This is a genomic window from Aneurinibacillus uraniidurans, from assembly GCF_028471905.1.
GTDB classification, from domain to species: Bacteria; Bacillota; Bacilli; order Aneurinibacillales; family Aneurinibacillaceae; genus Aneurinibacillus; species Aneurinibacillus uraniidurans.
The window spans coordinates 1,446,790-1,462,966 of the sequence record NZ_CP116902.1 but is presented as its reverse complement, the minus strand read 5'-3'; the positions used below and the strand labels follow the sequence as shown (position 1 = coordinate 1,462,966).

Sequence of the window (16,177 nt, the reverse complement as noted above, 5' to 3'; positions counted from 1 at the left end):
AAAAACGGGAAGACATCACTGTTTTCCCGTTTTTTATTTACTTAGCAAATCGAACCAGATTTTTATTGCGGTTCCAACGATGAGAATAGCAAGAATCAACTGTAGCACCTTTGCATTCATTCGCTTGCTTACCTTTGTTCCTAAAGGTGCCGCAAGAACACTAGCTAGTACAATAACAACTGTTGGCCAGAGCAAAATATGTCCTGCCATTAACTTACCAACACTTGACCCGATCGATGAAATAAAAGTAATAGCGAGCGAAGAGGCAATCGTAATACGAGCCGGAATCTTTAAAACCGTCAGCATAATCGGCACCAGAATAAAAGCGCCACCTGCCCCGACAACTCCCGAGGAAATCCCGACAATAAAAGCAGAAATCACCGCAATTACGCGATTGAATTCTATCTTTTCCATTTCACGCTTATCATCGTTCCCTTTACGCGGAATCAACATCATAACAGCAGCAATCGTTGCAAGAATTGCATAAATCATATTTACAATCTCTTCTGGTAAATACCGTCCACCATATCCTCCCGCCAAACTGCCGATAATAATAGCGGTTCCCATATAACCAATCAGTCGATAATTCATCACATTTTCTTTGCGGAGCGCCAATACGCCGCTCAAACTCGCAAAAAACACTTGTATGGCAATCATCCCGGAAACTTCATGTGCTGAATAGTGTGCTACACCTAGCAAGGCAGGTAAGAAGAGCAGCATCGGATAATTAATGATGGCCCCACCAATCCCCAACATGCCAGAAAGAAACGAACCGATAAAGCCGATCAGGAGTAAAGTGATCACAAGGCCAACTGTCATAGGTTCATCCCCCTTTCTTGTTAAAACTATACTTATATCCATTTCATTACGCTCTCTTCATTACCCCTATGGGTATGTGGAGATATGTACAGTATCAACCTGAAAATATTTTTTGTCAACTCTTTTTTATATATAGAAGAGTAGAAAATGTAATGGATGTCCTGAAAAAATAGTAAAGAGGCTGTCCCGAAGTAACTTCTGGACAGCCTCTTTCTTACTATTATTCACCCAAATCTACATTATGGTACACTTGCTGCACATCTTCCAGATCTTCTAATGCATCAATCATTTTTTCAAACTGTGCTTGTGCATCTTCCGGAAGTGTTACATCATTTTGTGCAAGCATTGTCAGCTCTGCAACGTTAAATTCCGTTATACCAGCATTTTTGAGCGCCTCTTGTACGGCATGGAATTGATCCGGTTCCGCATATACGACAACCGCATCATCCTCTTCTAAAATATCACGTGCATCTACATCTGCTTCCATTAAAATTTCAAGCACTTCATCTGCTGTTTTTCCTTCAAAACCAAAGACCGCTGTAGCATCAAACATATACGCTACCGAACCGCTTACACCCATGTTGCCACCGTTTTTACTAAAAGCAGCACGCACATCAGATGCCGTACGGTTCACGTTATTTGTCAGTGCATCTACGATTACCATCGATCCACTTGGTCCGAAGCCTTCATAACGAAGCTCGTCATAGCTTTCTTCAGAACCGCCTTTTGCTTTTTCCAGCGCACGATCAATAATTGCTCTCGGTACACTGTACGTTTTCGCACGCTCGAGTACGACTTTTAAAGCGCGATTTGATTCTGGATTTGGTTCACCCTGTTTGGCTGCTACATAAATTTCTTTTCCGAACTTCGCATATATCCGACTCGTATTTGCGTCTTTTGACGCTTTTTTTTCCTTAATATTGTTCCACTTACGCCCCATACTGTTCCACTCTCTTTCAACTTTGAATCTACACTGCATTTATTTATCCGGGTATATTATACCTCAATTGTATCGGTAAAATAAAGCTGTACACTAGAAAACAAGGCTTTTTCGTCGGATACCTACGGGAGCGGTATTCCTGTGTGATGGATTTGTCAAGCTAATCATGGCATGCATGATGAATCGCCTCACGTAACAAATCCATAACATGATCATCATCATGCGAATAATACAAGGTAGTCCCTGCTCGCCTAAACTTTACCAACCGTAAATTTTTTAGAAACCGAAGCTGGTGTGAAACAGTGGACTGCAATAGCCCAAGCTCCTCTGCAATTTCACTAACCGCACATTCCTTTTGTGATAATAAGTATAAAATTCGAATACGTGTAGGATCAGATAGTGCTTTAAAGGTTTGCGAAACCATAAATAACGTTTCCTCATCCAAACTGTCGCACGTTGCTGGGCTACGATGCCCCTTATGCTCCATCCTCATTCTCCTTTCTGTCCCATAAAGAATGAATCATGCGCTACATCGTTTCGTCTATGCTGCTTACTCGTAACACTCGCATCGAATTTAGTACCGCAAGGATCGTGACACCAACATCAGAAAATACAGCTTCCCACATTGTCGCAATCCCACATGCGCCAAGCAGCAGGAAAAATCCTTTGATCAAGAGCGCGAATCCGATATTTTGCCATACGATTCTCCGCGTACGTTTGGCGATGGCAATCGCTGTTGCCACTTTTGCTGGCTCATCTGTCATAATCACAACATCAGCTGCCTCGATAGCCGCATCCGAACCAAGCCCCCCCATCGCAACCCCAACATCCGCTCTTGCTAAAACAGGGGTATCATTAATTCCATCTCCAACAAAGATCAATTTTTCTTTCGTAGTTTTTTGCGTCTCTAACTCTTCTAGCTTTTTGACTTTATCTTGTGGAAGTAATTCCGCATACACTTCATCCAGTCCTAATTGACGGCCAACCTTTTCGGCTACGTTTTGTGCATCACCTGTAAGCATTACAATTTTTTTAATTCCGAGCTGCTTTAATTGTTGGATGGCTCGTTTGGCATCTTCTTTTGGTTCGTCAGAAATGACGATATACCCTTCATATACACCATCTGCGGCAATATGAACAACCGTACCGACCGTTTCTGGAGTAATAAAGTCAATTCCCTCTTTCTTCATCAAGTTAGCATTCCCTGCAATAATCTTTTTGCCATGAATGTTTACGCGAATGCCATGTCCTGAAATTTCTTCATACGCTTCTATACGGCTGTTATCAATCTCTTTTCCATACGCCTGACGAATGGATTGCGCGATCGGATGGTTAGAATATGCTTCTGCATACGCAGCGTATTCTAACAACTCAGCTTGTTTCAGTTTTCCTTTTGACTGAATATCCGTTACCGTAAATACCCCTTTGGTTAAGGTGCCTGTTTTATCAAAGACTACATATTTTACGTCGTTAAGTGCCTCTAGATAGTTGCTGCCTTTTGCAAGAATCCCTTTTTTGGACGCTGCACCAATCCCACCGAAAAACCCTAACGGAATGGAAATGACGAGCGCACATGGGCAAGAAATGACAAGGAATATTAATGCACGGTACACCCAATCAGAAAAATGCGCCCCTGAAATGAATAACGGCGGAATGGTCGCCAGTAACAATGCACCGATTACGACGGCTGGTGTATAATAGCGCGCGAATTTTGTAATGAAGTTTTCCGTCGGTGCTTTTCGACTGCTTGCATGCTGGACAAGGTCCAAGATTTTTGAAACGGTCGATTCGCCATATTCTTTTGTGACGCTTATCGTGATGACACCATTTTTGTTAATGAACCCACTTAATACTTCACTTCCCGGTTCTACGTCCCTCGGCATGGATTCACCTGTTAACGCAGAAGTATCTACCAATGCACTTCCCTCGATAACGTTCCCGTCCAGTGGAATTTTTTCGCCGGGTTTGACGACAATGATGTCTCCGATTTTTACCTCTTCGGGAGAGAGCGTTTTTATTTCAGTTCCTACTTTTACATTTGCGTAATCCGGTCGAATATCCATCAACGCACCAATCGATTTACGTGAGCGATTCACCGCAATTCCTTGCAGCCATTCCCCTACTTGGTAGAAAAGCATAACGCCAATCGCTTCCGGGAATTGTTGCACAGCAAACGCACCGACTGTCGCAATGGTCATCAGGAAGTGTTCATCAAACACTCGCCCTCTTGCCATATTTTTAACGGCACGAAGCACTACATCTCCACCGACAATGACATAACTAAGCAAGAATAAAGCAAGTTCAATCGGCAAGGGTAGCTTTGTTAACCCTGCAAATAAGGCAATGCAACCGCCAGCAGCCAGTCGAATCATCATTTTTTTGGTAGAGTTTGCATGATGATGGTCATGTTCCGCGCGTTCTTTAGGAGCATGCTTGCTTGCTTCGATGATTTCTATGTGGGGTTCCAACTCATTTACGATTACTTTTGCCTGCCCCACTATTTTTTGTGCATTATTTTCGTCTTCTACATGTATAATCAAGCGGCGTGAAACAAAATCAACATTTGCTTCTTCCACACCATCCAACCGGTTTACTTTTTCCTGTATTTTGCTCGCACAACCGGCGCAGTCTAATCCCTCTAGTAACAATTCCGTTCGTGTTGCCACAGTCTCCCCTCCTGATTTCCCATGTGCGTATATTGAGTATATGAGCACTAATTCATATACTTGATTATACGGTATGCTACTTGTTTGTCAATTGATACAATCATCATATACAGCTGTTGTCCAAGCAAAGTTGGCCGAGCATGATCTATGCGAGTAACAGCTAGTATGATATGATTATAGTTTAATGGTGCTAGCATCGAGACGAACGTAAAACGTTACAATATACATTTACATTTTAATCAGGAGTACAAACCGAATATGAAACTTTCACAAATTGACTTTTCTCTATTTCAAACGATTAATCAGCTTTGCCCTTCTCATCCTATACTTAGCCTGGTTATGAAATTTCTTTCTTTATACGGAGCGTACATTCTTTATCTCGGTATTGTTGTGTATTGGTTTTCTGGTACGAAGAAAAATCGCCAGATGGTTCTCCAGGCTTTATTATCCGCTTGTGTAGCTTTAGGAATAAGCGGGGTAATCGGACATTTCTTTTATCGTCCACGTCCGTTTGCCACACATGATGTCATTCAATTAATTGATCACGCCAATAATGCCTCTTTTCCTAGCAATCATGCTACAGGAGCGCTTGTCATCGCTGTTTCTTTTTGGCTGTTCCGCAAAAAGATGAGCTGGGCCTGGCTGCTGTTAGCACTTGGCATTGCATTTTCGCGTGTTTGGGTCGGGGTACATTATCCAGGTGATGTATTAGTCGGTAGTATTCTCGGAACATTGACAGCTCTTACCGTTCATTATTTGTTACCAAAAGTAAAATTTATGTACCAAACTATGAATGAGATTCTTTCTTTTGCTACTAAAGTTGAAAATGGTATTTTAACGATGAACAGCAAAAATAAGTCTTCGTAAACAAGGAGCAAAAATAAGCAAGCAGCTTTCCGATCAGGAAGCTGCTTGCTTATTTTTATATAATAGCTATCATCATACCTTTTTAACAAATTCAGATTTTAATTTCATCGCTCCAAAACCATCAATTTTACAGTCAATATCATGGTCTCCCTCAACCAATCGTATATTTTTCACTTTTGTACCTATTTTTACGACTGATGAGGTTCCTTTTACTTTAAGGTCTTTGATTACGGTTACAGAATCACCATCTTGTAAGACATTTCCGTTCGCATCTTTGATAACCTTTTGATCTTCACTATTTTCGCCTTCTGATTCTACACTCCACTCATGCGCACATTCCGGGCAAACCAAAAGGCTTCCATCTTCGTACGTGTACTCTGAATTACATTTCGGGCAATTTGGCAAATTAACCATACTTTCATTTCCTCCATTCGTTATTGCTCATTCTAATATCAAGCCAAAAGTCTACCATGTTTACCACGATTGTTCAAACACTCGATCGCATCCATGTAATTATTCCAGGTAGACCTTCATATGTATAAGTGAGTCACGTAAAGACTATATGAGGGGAGAGTGAGCTATGTACGCTGGCTTCTGGAAACGGTTCTTGGCGTCATTTATTGACGGACTTATTGTTGGGATTCCGATTAATATCATTGTCATTCCTATATCGTTTCTTTTGGGCTTTGCTGCTTATTCAGCAGATCCTTATGGTGAAGGCGTAGCGAATGGCATTATGGCACTATTTCAATTCGTTGTATTCATTTTCACTACTGTTGTGACCTGGTTGTACTTCGCCTTAATGGAAAGTTCGAAAAAGCAGGCCACTTTTGGCAAAAGGGCACTTGGTATCAAAGTGGTAGCTCTGAATGGAGAACGTATTTCATTCGGCAAGGCTACCGGGAGATACTTTGGAAAAATTTTTTCTAGCATCTTTTGCATTGGTTATATCATGATTGCATTCACTGGAAAAAAACAAGGGCTTCACGATATGATGTCAGGATGTTTAGTAGTAAATAGTGATGCTTACGATTCACAAAACAATGCCACTCTTGGTGTTGGATCTTCATCTAAAAAAAATAGCTAGAAAACGTACTTGAACACCCGAAGGCACAAGTGCCTCCAGGTGTCTCTTTTTTGGGCAGAAAAACTACGTGACAAATGCTTATAGCATCGTCCCTTGTCTTTCATAAGATAAACAAAAAAGGAATGATCGGTAAATAGCTATTATTAAAGCCGGGAACTGTGTAGATGTTCTCTACCGAACTACTATGGGTGCTCCAGTACAAGTCCGCGATAGCGTCCTCGTTAGTCCAAAAGGAACGGGGGTTGAGTTTTCTTGGGAGCTAGTCAGCCATACCTCTCTCTGCATGTAACTAGATAACGGTTTATCTCTATAACGAAAAGAGGAGCAGTGATCGCACCTGATCCTCAACAACCGTTCATATAAATTACGGAAATAACATTTTGAAAATTAAATAAAAATTTATAAAACGCACCAAAACACATAAAAGCTACAACGATAAATCCTATGTATCTAATCCTGTATACCCAATAATATCTGTATTCTTTTGGATTGCTCCATTTCTTACTATCATCTTTAATATGAAATAACAGAATAAATAGTAAAGTTACTATTACAAATATGATTACGAAAAGGAATAAGGATTGATCGCTTCTGGGCACTGCTTTCTTTTACCGCCTCGTTCTGTACCCTTACTGGATATTCAACGATTACGGAGGGACTGAAACACTAGCGAGCCAAGAAAAACAAGGGTTGGATTCAATTTGTATATGATGCAGCCAAAGCAGGAAAATCCCTAACTTTTATTCAAAAACAGTTATAGGCTGCATAGGTGAACCCTCGGTTTATTTTATATGGTAATTTTTTTCTGTGAAGATCTCTGGTTTTCATGTCGGAGTTGCGGCTGAAAAGCCATGAATGTTTATTTTGGACAAGCCTAGAATATGCTTGAACCCTACAACTTCAACGATTTTCAGATATCTCAATAAAGAAATTAACTAAAAGATAAATAAAGCTCTTATATCTGTAGAAAGAAGAACAATTTGTTTTTTCAATTTTTTAAATTACTTTTAAAGTCTACTGAAAGCCACACATTTTAATTATGTCTTTTTAAATATTAGCTTCTATGTTCCTTTCAAAAAAGAACATCCTTTGGGATTTAATCCTAAAGGATGTTCTACAAAAGCCATTCCTGTATACATCAGTTTATATTTTTAAAACTCTCATAAATACCTATTAGTTCCTCTGCTCTATTTTTCCAGGTATGTTTTCCATTTACAATCTCGTATGCTCTATTAACTATTTTTTGTCTTTCTATATCATTTTTCAAATAAAATTCTACTTGTTGTACAAGGTCATCTAAATTATTTACATCATAGTATACAATACTATCTCTATCTTGAATTTCGCCATTACAATAATTATTAATGTTACTTAATACTAAAGCTTTATTTAGCATAGCACTTAAAACTCTTTCATGGGAACCGTTTAAGAATGCAGGTAAATCTTGTACTACAATCTTGCTTTTAGCCATTTCTTCAAGAAGTTCTTTATAGTCTATAGCTCCATGTATATGTAAATTATCATATACTTCCAATTCTTTAACATTGCAGTTACCATATAGCTGTACATCTATTCCCGCTTCTAAAAGGGCTTTAAGTACATTATATCGAAAACTTTGTCTTAAATTTTTATCTATTAATAAATACATTTTTGTTAAAAAGCTATTAATATTTGCATCTTCCTTAATCATATTACAGCTTACACCTATTTTTTTTAACTCTTCTTCAAAATAATCATAAACTGGTACTGTATAATTATTCTTTGCTCTTTTATAAATCGTTACTAATGTATCTTTTAAAATGCCCTCTTCCATATCTATTTGTTCAAGAAAATCTGTAGGTTTATTTATTGTACCTGCAATTACTACATCATATATTTTTTCAGGGTCTACATTTTCTGCATAACTCCCACCGTGCATAAGTTGTGCAATTGGCATCAAATTGTCTATATACTTTTCAAATGAATACAAAAAACCTTCATCATACATACATATAAATGTCTTACTTTTATCAAATGCACGAATTCTATTAATATGATAAAATGGGTGATCTACTAAAATAACACCTACTGGTATATTACAAGCTTTTAGACACTCATATACTATATTCGTTCCATTTATATTATTACATAAATAACCATTAAAATGCAGTACGAAATCTATACCTCTATGAATAGCGTTAATTGTCTCTTTAATTAATATTTCTTTCGGCTGATTAACCCCTATTAACTCTGTTTCCCATCCTAATTCTTTAAATCCATCAACTATTTCTTGTGCAAAAACATGTACTACTTCATACTGAAACCCTTTTGTTGCCGTAAAAACTAATACTCTCATTACTACCTCCTAATATTATTCTTACTATTTTAACCCTTATAAAACTTCATAGTATTCCCTCTTTAATTAATAATTAACATGTCTATCATTCAAAAAAACCACTTTTACTTTCACTAACATCCCCCATTTTACATTTCTTATATATATCTCCTTATTTTCCTATTTTATTATATATCCAATCTATTACTAGTGTCTTTTTAAAACTACCTCTAGGTAGATCTATTCATTTTCAATTATTATTCAGTCTAAAAACTCTATTAAAAGTTCACAAGCATGAAAATTTTAGCATAATTCCATAAGGAAATTTCCAATAAATATGGATGTTCGCATAAATGTAATTTTTTTACACAATTCAAATAAGTTGATTTATTCTGCCCTAATTAAAGTAAAGCGGCTAGTTGATAGAAAGCTATTAAAACTCTGTCCTCAAATACTAAAGAAGCCAAACCAGAAGTTGCTAAGGCAAATACCCCAGCACCATAATTCCTTAAATTGTTTGTATCTGTTGTAACAGTTAATATTGCTTCATGTATTGTTAAAGTTCGACTAAAATGACCATCATGCATATTGAACAAAAATGGACCCCATTTCACATTTAAAAATTCTTTAAACGAATGGTGTTCAGCAATATCTTGATTATCTTCTATCCCCCACATAACTCGTTATATATTTTGCTAATGCTTGTAAAAAAGTGGACAGTAAGGTTTCTATCTGTATTGCTTTTCATGACCAAGACCCTGTTATGCGTATTGGCAGAGGATAACCACTAATCATTACTTTCTTTTAGAAATGAGCCTAATTGTAATATGAAAATAATGGCACATTTTTAAAGTGTTATGGGGACTTCATCCCTAGTTTGAAGAAGATGGAGTGAATTCAATTAAATTATCATGTAGAGAGAACTTTAGAAAATTGCAATCTTGATGATTTTGACTTATACAATGTAACAAGACGAAACACGGGAAGGTATTTGTAACTTTTTAAATAAAAGAAAAAGCATGGATAAAATTAAGCTCTTACACCTTCTTTTACCCATGCTTCATGACTTTATTTTTCACGACTTTATTGTAAATCTACACAACATTGTTCAAAGAAAATAAATCTGTATACTCTGCTCCTTTTTGTGATAAGAGAATAGTCAAATATTCAGTATCATGTTAGAAAATAAAGCCGTACACTCAGAATGCTCTAACGAATAAATACTGTGTGAAATACACTCCTGGTATACAACTTTATTTTTCAGTACACGACTTTATTTTCTTTTGACAAACATTTGTAAAACCTTCAAACACCTATTCCACCGTCAAACTCTTCGCCAAATTCCTCGGTCTATCCACATCATGCCCGCGCACCGTTCCCGCATAATAAGCCAGCAACTGCAGCGGAATCGCCGCTAGCACCGGCATCAAGAACGGGTGTGTCTCCGGAATATACATAACCTCATCCACTTCATCCGCCAACACATCATCACTCACCGTCGTAATCCCGACCACGAACGCATCCCGTGCTTTCACTTCCTTAATATTGCTGACCGTCTTATCAAACACAGATCCCATCTGAGTGGCCAGCGCGATAACCGGCATCCCTGGCGTAATAAGTGCCATCGTTCCGTGCTTCATCTCACCCGCTGCGTACGCATCCGCATGAATGTACGCGATTTCCTGCAGCTTAAGCGCTCCTTCCAGCGCCAGCACATAATCCAGCCCGCGTCCGATCAAGAACAAACTTTCCTGATCATACGTCATCTGTGCGAACTGATCAATCGCCTCGTCAATCATAATAAGCGTAGATTCTACATCTGTCGGCAACTGACGAAGAGCAGCTAATAAATCAGCTACCTGTGTTGGCTGGAGACTGCTCATGCGCTGCGCGGTCCAGACCGCGAGCAACAGCATCGCTGCAATTTGTGTGGTGTACGCTTTTGTCGATGCAACCGCTAGCTCCGGGCCCGCTTTCGTCAGCAAGGTGCAGTCCGCTTTCCGCGCAATCGTACTGCCCGCTGTATTCGTAATCGCAATCGTCGGACACCCGTATTTTTGGGCTTCCCGCAAAGCGGATAGTGTATCAGCTGTCTCGCCTGATTGACTCAATAAAATAACAAGATTCGTCTCATCCAGGTTAGCATGTTCATGCACGAATTCAGACGAATACGCAGCGGCCACCGGAAAATGAAGAAGCTGTTCGAGTGCCTTTTTTCCGATCAACCCTGCATGATAGGATGTGCCGCTTGCGACAATATCAATCTTGCGAACACGGGCAAACAAACCTGCGTCCCATGCAGCAGCAAGTTCAGCAAGCTCAACACCGTCTTCTGTCAGGCGACCTGCCAGCGTGTCCCGCAGCGCCTTTGGCTGATCAAAAATTTCTTTGCGCATATAGTGTTCATACCCATTTAGCAGCACATCTTCAAGTGATTCATCTGCCAGCCGCCAAATCGGACATACTTCCGATCCATCCGCAAACTTTTTAATCGTAACATGTCCTTGCGTGAGCACCGCATACTCCCCATTTTGAATCGGATAAAACTGGCGAGTAAACGGGAGCATCGCCGGAATATCGGACGCAAAGTACAGATCCGCTTTGTCCCGACCGAGGACGAGCGGATTGTTTTGCGACACAGCAATAATTGTGTCAGGCTGCGCCTTTGACATAATGGCCAGTGCGAATGATCCCGCAAGCATGGGCAATACTACTTGTACCGTTTTCTCAAAGTCACCCGTGTCATATTCTTCGAGCAAGTGCGGAATGACTTCGGTATCTGTTTCCGTTGCAAACGTATGACCCTGCTTCTGCAAATTACGCTTTAGCTGCGGATAATTCTCAATAATCCCGTTATGTACGACAATAAATCGATCATCACATCCAAGTAACGGATGGGAATTCGCCTCCGATGGAATCCCGTGCGTTGCCCAGCGTGTATGTCCAATACCCAAGATACCCGTTGTGACCGGATCACGGTTCACAACCGCACGTAAATCATCGATACGTCCTACGGTTTTACGTATATGTATAACACTTTCATCAGAAATAGCAATTCCAGCTGAATCATATCCCCGATAATCGAGTGTATCCAGACAATCGAGCAGAATCGGTAGTGCATTTCGTTTTCCAATAAACCCAACGATACCACTCATCCGCCTCACCTCTCTCCTTTGACTATATCCTTCCTTTATTATAACGAAATGTATGGACAACCTCCATATGTATGTTATATAACATTACATTTTGTCACGTTATGCACACAAACAGGCGCTCCGGACTTGTAGATCCGAGGCGCCTGCTTGATACTTCTAGTTGCGCGGGTATTTACTTTTTGATTCGCCGCCTGGCTGCATTTTGTCCATACGCACCGCCTGTGTATCTGTAGCACTTGCAAACTCACTGTCGTTTTTGCCCGGTGTAGCCGTTGTAAACTGCTGGCGCTTATGGTCTAGGTTGATATTTGTTTTCACGCGTTTTGACATCGTGCATCCCTCCACCCAATTATGTTATGCATCCAGTATTAGTATACCCGTGCCTTCACGAAGTTATTTTATCTCTACACGCTTATGTTTCTTAGCCAGGTAACGGCGTGCATATTTCAATGCCAGATAGCGGCTTGTGCATTCAACTACTCCACCCGCAGACTCTTTATCTTTAATGAAAACAAAATAACCATTCACTTCTACTTGGGGAAACCAGTGCTGAACAGATTGTCCGCCCTCATCTTCGACTGTCAGACATTTCGCCCGGGTTCGGTGCCCATACGTAATGTCGGTTATTTCTTTTATACCTTGATCCGAAATAATTTCCAGCTTTTCTTCGCGATCCTCGCTGTTTAACCGCTTAACAACAGATAGTTTCTCGTAAATAACATGATCCAACAAACCATTATTCACCTCAGCAATCGAACTTGTACTTTGGTTAACGCCAATGTGCTCTGTATTCACATGTATCATCCTTTTGTGTGTAATACAATCTTCTTTTCCCCATCATTGCCCGTTTAACACATTTATAACAGAAAAAATGATTTTCTTCACTAAAAAAGACCGCTTCTCATGATGAAGCGGTCTTTTTGAACGATGTTGGTTTATTGTTTATTTCCTTTAATATCGACTGTACCTGTCTTACCGTCCCAGTTCACCTGTGCACCAATTGATTCACTAACAAAACGAAGTGGTACAAGCGTGCGGCCATTTACGATGCGTGCCTGCTGGTCCAGTTTGATGACTTTGCCATCCACCATCGCCTGATGAGAACCGATTTGCATAGACATTTTCTTTTTGCCTTTCGACGCCTTTACCATTTTTGTTTTCTCATCCCACTCTGTGCGTACACCAAGCTGATCAAAAATCGCGCGGAGCGGTACGAGTGTACGGCCATCCACGACCATCGGCTGCTGGTCAAATACAACTACATTTCCATTGATTTTAATGGTAATGTTGATTGGCGGAGTGGCCGGTGCAGGTGGTTGTATCGTTACTGTATCACCTGTTGTGACGGGATTGCCTCCTATCGTTACCGTGTCACCTGTTGTTGTAGCCGGTACGGACGGTGTAGGTGATGTTTGTACTGACGCCTCATGTTTTGCAATATTCCGTAAAATAGCTTCGCGAGCGGACGGATTATGTACATGTCTAAGTGCATTGTACAGTCCCTTAAGCTCCTCTTTTGTTTCCTTCTTTGCCTGATCTTGTGCTTCTGATTTTTGTACCGGTTTATCTGCGAATACGGACGTTCCACCAAGTACGAGTGAAGCTGCTACCATTGTGCTTACCATTGATGTTTTCATGTTGTTTTTTATTCCTCCTAATGTAAGTATTACCACGTGGATACTATATTTTTCGCAGCAAACTTTCAGGGTGTGGGGGGCGTTTTTTATCTTGATAGAAATATTTTTGAAACCTATTTAGACATCAAACGTATATATAAGTGAACGACAGTACTACTCCCCCTCTTGCCCCCCTGATTAATCAGGGGGGCTTTTTCATCCACAAGCTCCTTCATTCTGTTTTGCATCGAAATAATGCAAAACAGAATTTTATTTCACTGAATTTGTGGCGGTTTATCCTCTATTTTTTATACAATTGCCCGAAAAATAACGTTTTTTTAATTTCGATAACATTGGCATCTATTTTGCTTGTATATAGGGTGTGTACTTAAACTATCTTGGATATTTACTATTCATCTCCTTACTTTGAAGCATGGACAACCACCCTGTCCCTGCTTCTTTTTCTTTATAGTAGGAATGATGTAAGCAAAATTGTTCTAATGCTCCGATGAAATCGTACATGCTCGTTAGCTGTGAGAGGTATATAATAAGAAAGACAGCTCGTAAAATTCATGATGAAAAGGAACTGATATGGCTACCACTCACACGTACACGAAAAAAGAAGAGATCGCTAATGCGATTACACATGGGATTGGGGTTTTGTTGAGCATTATTGCACTTGTGTTTCTGATCCGCTACTCCGTAGACAAGGGAACTATGTGGCATGTTGTCAGCTTTACCATCTACGGAGTTAGCATGCTGGTGCTGTATTTGTCCTCTACCTTACTGCACAGCTTTCCAGAAGGTAAAGTCAAAGACATACTCGAAGTATTGGATCATTCTTCTATCTACCTCTTCATCGCAGGCTCGTACACACCGTTCTTGTTTGTCATCGTCAAAGGCACACTCGGCTGGACGCTGTTCGGCATCGTATGGGGCATGGCGGTATGCGGTATTGTCTTTAAAATGTTTTTCGTGAAGAGATTTTTGTTTCTGTCCACATTACTGTACATTTTGATGGGCTGGCTCATTGTCCTGGCATGGGAGCCGCTCACGTCTGTACTTTCAGGTGGCGGGCTTTCGCTGCTCGTCTGGGGCGGTATCCTGTATACGGTCGGATGCGTGTTTTATGTATGGCGCGGCTTTCCGTTCCATCATGCAGTTTGGCATTTGTTCGTACTTGCCGGATCACTGCTTCATTTCTTCTCTGTCTTTTGGTATGTGCTGCCGCTTGCCTAGCAGCAACAGAAGGGACTGTCTCCTTGATGTGGGACAGCCCCTTCTTTTTTTATGCGAGTCAACTTGCCTATTTATAAAATAAATGTATAAAAACCCATCAAATTAGGATAACAAATAAATACTATACAATATACAGAATGTGCTCTTTTTGTTGACCGTGTGCAAATAGAGGAATACAATATTCCGTGTTTACCATTCGGATTTGTATACTTTAAACTCACAGCAAAATGAGAAAGGACGACGAAAGATGCAAAAGTATTTATTTCAGCAGTTTTTTGCTAAACTCAATCCCGTTCCCTTCCACATCCATTTTTGGGACGGCAGCACTGAGCAGTATGGCGACGGAACCCCTCGTTTTACGCTTACGTTTCATAAAGAACTACCCTTCACATCTTTTATAAAGCAGCCTTCTCTTGCATTCGGTGAGGCATATATGAATGGCGATATTGATATGGAAGGTAACATTGAAGAAGTCATTCGAGCAGCCACATCCAATCACAGCCTGATCTGGTCAGAGGTACTCTCCCGCCTGCCAAAAATCAGCCTGCGCAAACAACAAGAAAACGTACAGCATCATTACGATGTCGGCAATGACTTCTACTCTCTCTGGCTCGATCAAACAATGAGCTATTCCTGCGCATACTTCCACACACCAGAAGACTCGCTGGAGCAAGCACAGCTTCAAAAAATCGATCACATTTTACGAAAGCTTCAGCTCAAAGAAGGCGAAACACTGCTCGATATCGGAAGCGGCTGGGGGTGGCTCATCATTCGCGCCGCCCAACAGTACGGGGTTAAAGCACTCGGTATCACACTCAGTGAAGAACAATGTAAGAAAACAAAAGAACGCATTGCGGAACTCGGCCTGACCGGACAGGTAGACGTTGAATTGATGAACTATCAAAACTTGCCAAACACAAAGCGTGTGTTTGACAAAATTTCCAGCGTGGGTATGTTCGAGCACGTCGGTCAAAATCAATATCCGACCTTTATGAAAACCGTTCAAAGCATGCTAAAAGACGGCGGATTAATGCTGCTTCATACGATTACACACCTAAAGGAAGACCCGACTGACCCGTGGATTGCCAAGCACATTTTTCCAGGCGGCTACATTCCTTCCTTCCGCGAAATCATTCAACTGCTGCCCGACTATGATTTCCATGCGCTTGATATCGAAAACTTACGCATTCATTATGCGATGACACTGGATGAGTGGGCGAAGCGGTTCGATGCAAATGAAGATAAGGTCCGCGCCATGTATGATGAACGCTTTATCCGAATGTGGCGTCTGTATTTGCGTTCGAGCGCTGCCTTTTTCCGTCTGGGTGGTCTCGACCTGCATCAGATTTTATTCTCCAAAGGCATCAATAATAGCCTGCCTCTTACACGAAATCATTTGTATACAACGAGTACCTAACGTTATAGACATTCTCCATAAATAAGAGCCGAAAACCTTATCAGAGGTTTCCGGCTC

14 protein-coding genes and 1 pseudogene are annotated in these 16,177 nt (G+C 40.5%); 4 read left to right on the top strand and 11 right to left on the bottom strand.

The features are described 5' to 3' along the window. Positions 1-33: 33 nt before the first annotated feature. The 4 genes and pseudogenes from PO771_RS07365 to PO771_RS07350 all read right to left on the bottom strand — a co-directional run. Complete coding sequence (locus PO771_RS07365) at positions 34-819, bottom strand: sulfite exporter TauE/SafE family protein (RefSeq protein WP_272562615.1); 786 nt, start codon at positions 817-819, stop codon at positions 34-36. A gap of 220 nt (positions 820-1,039) precedes the next feature. Continuing rightward, the gene (locus tag PO771_RS07360) at positions 1,040-1,759 is read right to left on the bottom strand and encodes a YebC/PmpR family DNA-binding transcriptional regulator (protein ID WP_272562614.1); all 720 of its coding nucleotides are present in this window, start codon (positions 1,757-1,759) and stop codon (positions 1,040-1,042) included. 160 nt (positions 1,760-1,919) lie between these two features. Then, on the bottom strand, positions 1,920-2,246 hold the full coding sequence (locus PO771_RS07355; RefSeq protein ID WP_272562613.1) for an ArsR/SmtB family transcription factor: 327 nt from the start codon (positions 2,244-2,246) through the stop codon (positions 1,920-1,922). A gap of 40 nt (positions 2,247-2,286) precedes the next feature. After that, positions 2,287-4,404: pseudogene (locus tag PO771_RS07350) on the bottom strand (heavy metal translocating P-type ATPase); the annotation flags it as partial. Between the two features lie 279 nt (positions 4,405-4,683). Between PO771_RS07350 and PO771_RS07345 the strand changes: the two are divergent. Then, positions 4,684-5,292: an undecaprenyl-diphosphatase gene (locus PO771_RS07345; RefSeq protein WP_272562612.1), complete on the top strand. Its 609-nt coding sequence runs from the start codon at positions 4,684-4,686 to the stop codon at positions 5,290-5,292. Positions 5,293-5,364: 72 nt separating this feature from the next. Here PO771_RS07345 and PO771_RS07340 read toward each other — a convergent pair whose 3' ends face one another. Continuing rightward, positions 5,365-5,706 carry a zinc ribbon domain-containing protein YjdM gene (locus PO771_RS07340; RefSeq protein WP_272562611.1) on the bottom strand — a complete coding sequence of 114 codons (342 nt, stop codon included), beginning with the start codon at positions 5,704-5,706 and terminating at the stop codon, positions 5,365-5,367. A 166-nt stretch (positions 5,707-5,872) separates the two neighbouring features. Between PO771_RS07340 and PO771_RS07335 the strand changes: the two genes are divergently transcribed. Continuing rightward, complete coding sequence (locus tag PO771_RS07335) at positions 5,873-6,379, top strand: RDD family protein (protein ID WP_272562610.1); 507 nt, start codon at positions 5,873-5,875, stop codon at positions 6,377-6,379. 1,138 nt (positions 6,380-7,517) lie between these two features. On the opposite strand, the gene PO771_RS07330 is transcribed toward PO771_RS07335, so the two are convergent. The 6 genes from PO771_RS07330 to PO771_RS07305 form a co-directional block, all read right to left on the bottom strand. Beyond that, positions 7,518-8,714, bottom strand: coding sequence for a glycosyltransferase family protein (locus tag PO771_RS07330; protein WP_272562609.1), 1,197 nt, complete (start codon positions 8,712-8,714; stop codon positions 7,518-7,520). A gap of 380 nt (positions 8,715-9,094) precedes the next feature. Further along, positions 9,095-9,370, bottom strand: a complete 276-nt coding sequence (locus tag PO771_RS07325) for a hypothetical protein (RefSeq protein ID WP_272562608.1) — start codon at positions 9,368-9,370, stop codon at positions 9,095-9,097. Positions 9,371-10,006: 636 nt separating this feature from the next. Next, the gene (gene glmS, locus PO771_RS07320) at positions 10,007-11,848 is read right to left on the bottom strand and encodes a glutamine--fructose-6-phosphate transaminase (isomerizing) (RefSeq protein ID WP_272562607.1); all 1,842 of its coding nucleotides are present in this window, start codon (positions 11,846-11,848) and stop codon (positions 10,007-10,009) included. A 156-nt stretch (positions 11,849-12,004) separates the two neighbouring features. Further along, complete coding sequence (locus PO771_RS07315; RefSeq protein WP_272562606.1) at positions 12,005-12,178, bottom strand: hypothetical protein; 174 nt, start codon at positions 12,176-12,178, stop codon at positions 12,005-12,007. 63 nt (positions 12,179-12,241) lie between these two features. Then, positions 12,242-12,643 carry a hypothetical protein gene (locus PO771_RS07310; protein WP_272562605.1) on the bottom strand — a complete coding sequence of 134 codons (402 nt, stop codon included), beginning with the start codon at positions 12,641-12,643 and terminating at the stop codon, positions 12,242-12,244. Positions 12,644-12,783: 140 nt separating this feature from the next. Continuing rightward, the gene (locus PO771_RS07305; protein ID WP_272562604.1) at positions 12,784-13,485 is read right to left on the bottom strand and encodes a copper amine oxidase N-terminal domain-containing protein; all 702 of its coding nucleotides are present in this window, start codon (positions 13,483-13,485) and stop codon (positions 12,784-12,786) included. Between the two features lie 570 nt (positions 13,486-14,055). On the opposite strand from PO771_RS07305, the gene trhA reads away from it, so the two are divergent. Together trhA and PO771_RS07295 are read left to right on the top strand one after the other, a co-directional pair. Next, positions 14,056-14,703, top strand: coding sequence for a PAQR family membrane homeostasis protein TrhA (trhA, locus tag PO771_RS07300; protein ID WP_272562603.1), 648 nt, complete (start codon positions 14,056-14,058; stop codon positions 14,701-14,703). Positions 14,704-14,950: 247 nt separating this feature from the next. Continuing rightward, positions 14,951-16,120: an SAM-dependent methyltransferase gene (locus PO771_RS07295; protein WP_272562602.1), complete on the top strand. Its 1,170-nt coding sequence runs from the start codon at positions 14,951-14,953 to the stop codon at positions 16,118-16,120. Positions 16,121-16,177 lie beyond the last annotated feature (57 nt).

Bases quoted from the DNA above. Each gene is read 5' to 3' on its own strand.
- PO771_RS07365 (WP_272562615.1), bottom strand. From the start codon at position 819: ATGACAGTTGGCCTTGTGATCACTTTACTCCTGATCGGCTTTATCGGT.
- PO771_RS07360 (WP_272562614.1), bottom strand. From the start codon at position 1,759: ATGGGGCGTAAGTGGAACAATATTAAGGAAAAAAAAGCGTCAAAAGAC.
- PO771_RS07355 (WP_272562613.1), bottom strand. From the start codon at position 2,246: ATGGAGCATAAGGGGCATCGTAGCCCAGCAACGTGCGACAGTTTGGAT.
- PO771_RS07345 (WP_272562612.1), top strand. From the start codon at position 4,684: ATGAAACTTTCACAAATTGACTTTTCTCTATTTCAAACGATTAATCAG.
- PO771_RS07340 (WP_272562611.1), bottom strand. From the start codon at position 5,706: ATGGTTAATTTGCCAAATTGCCCGAAATGTAATTCAGAGTACACGTAC.
- PO771_RS07335 (WP_272562610.1), top strand. From the start codon at position 5,873: ATGTACGCTGGCTTCTGGAAACGGTTCTTGGCGTCATTTATTGACGGA.
- PO771_RS07330 (WP_272562609.1), bottom strand. From the start codon at position 8,714: ATGAGAGTATTAGTTTTTACGGCAACAAAAGGGTTTCAGTATGAAGTA.
- PO771_RS07325 (WP_272562608.1), bottom strand. From the start codon at position 9,370: ATGTGGGGGATAGAAGATAATCAAGATATTGCTGAACACCATTCGTTT.
- glmS (WP_272562607.1), bottom strand. From the start codon at position 11,848: ATGAGTGGTATCGTTGGGTTTATTGGAAAACGAAATGCACTACCGATT.
- PO771_RS07315 (WP_272562606.1), bottom strand. From the start codon at position 12,178: ATGTCAAAACGCGTGAAAACAAATATCAACCTAGACCATAAGCGCCAG.
- PO771_RS07305 (WP_272562604.1), bottom strand. From the start codon at position 13,485: ATGAAAACATCAATGGTAAGCACAATGGTAGCAGCTTCACTCGTACTT.
- trhA (WP_272562603.1), top strand. From the start codon at position 14,056: ATGGCTACCACTCACACGTACACGAAAAAAGAAGAGATCGCTAATGCG.
- PO771_RS07295 (WP_272562602.1), top strand. From the start codon at position 14,951: ATGCAAAAGTATTTATTTCAGCAGTTTTTTGCTAAACTCAATCCCGTT.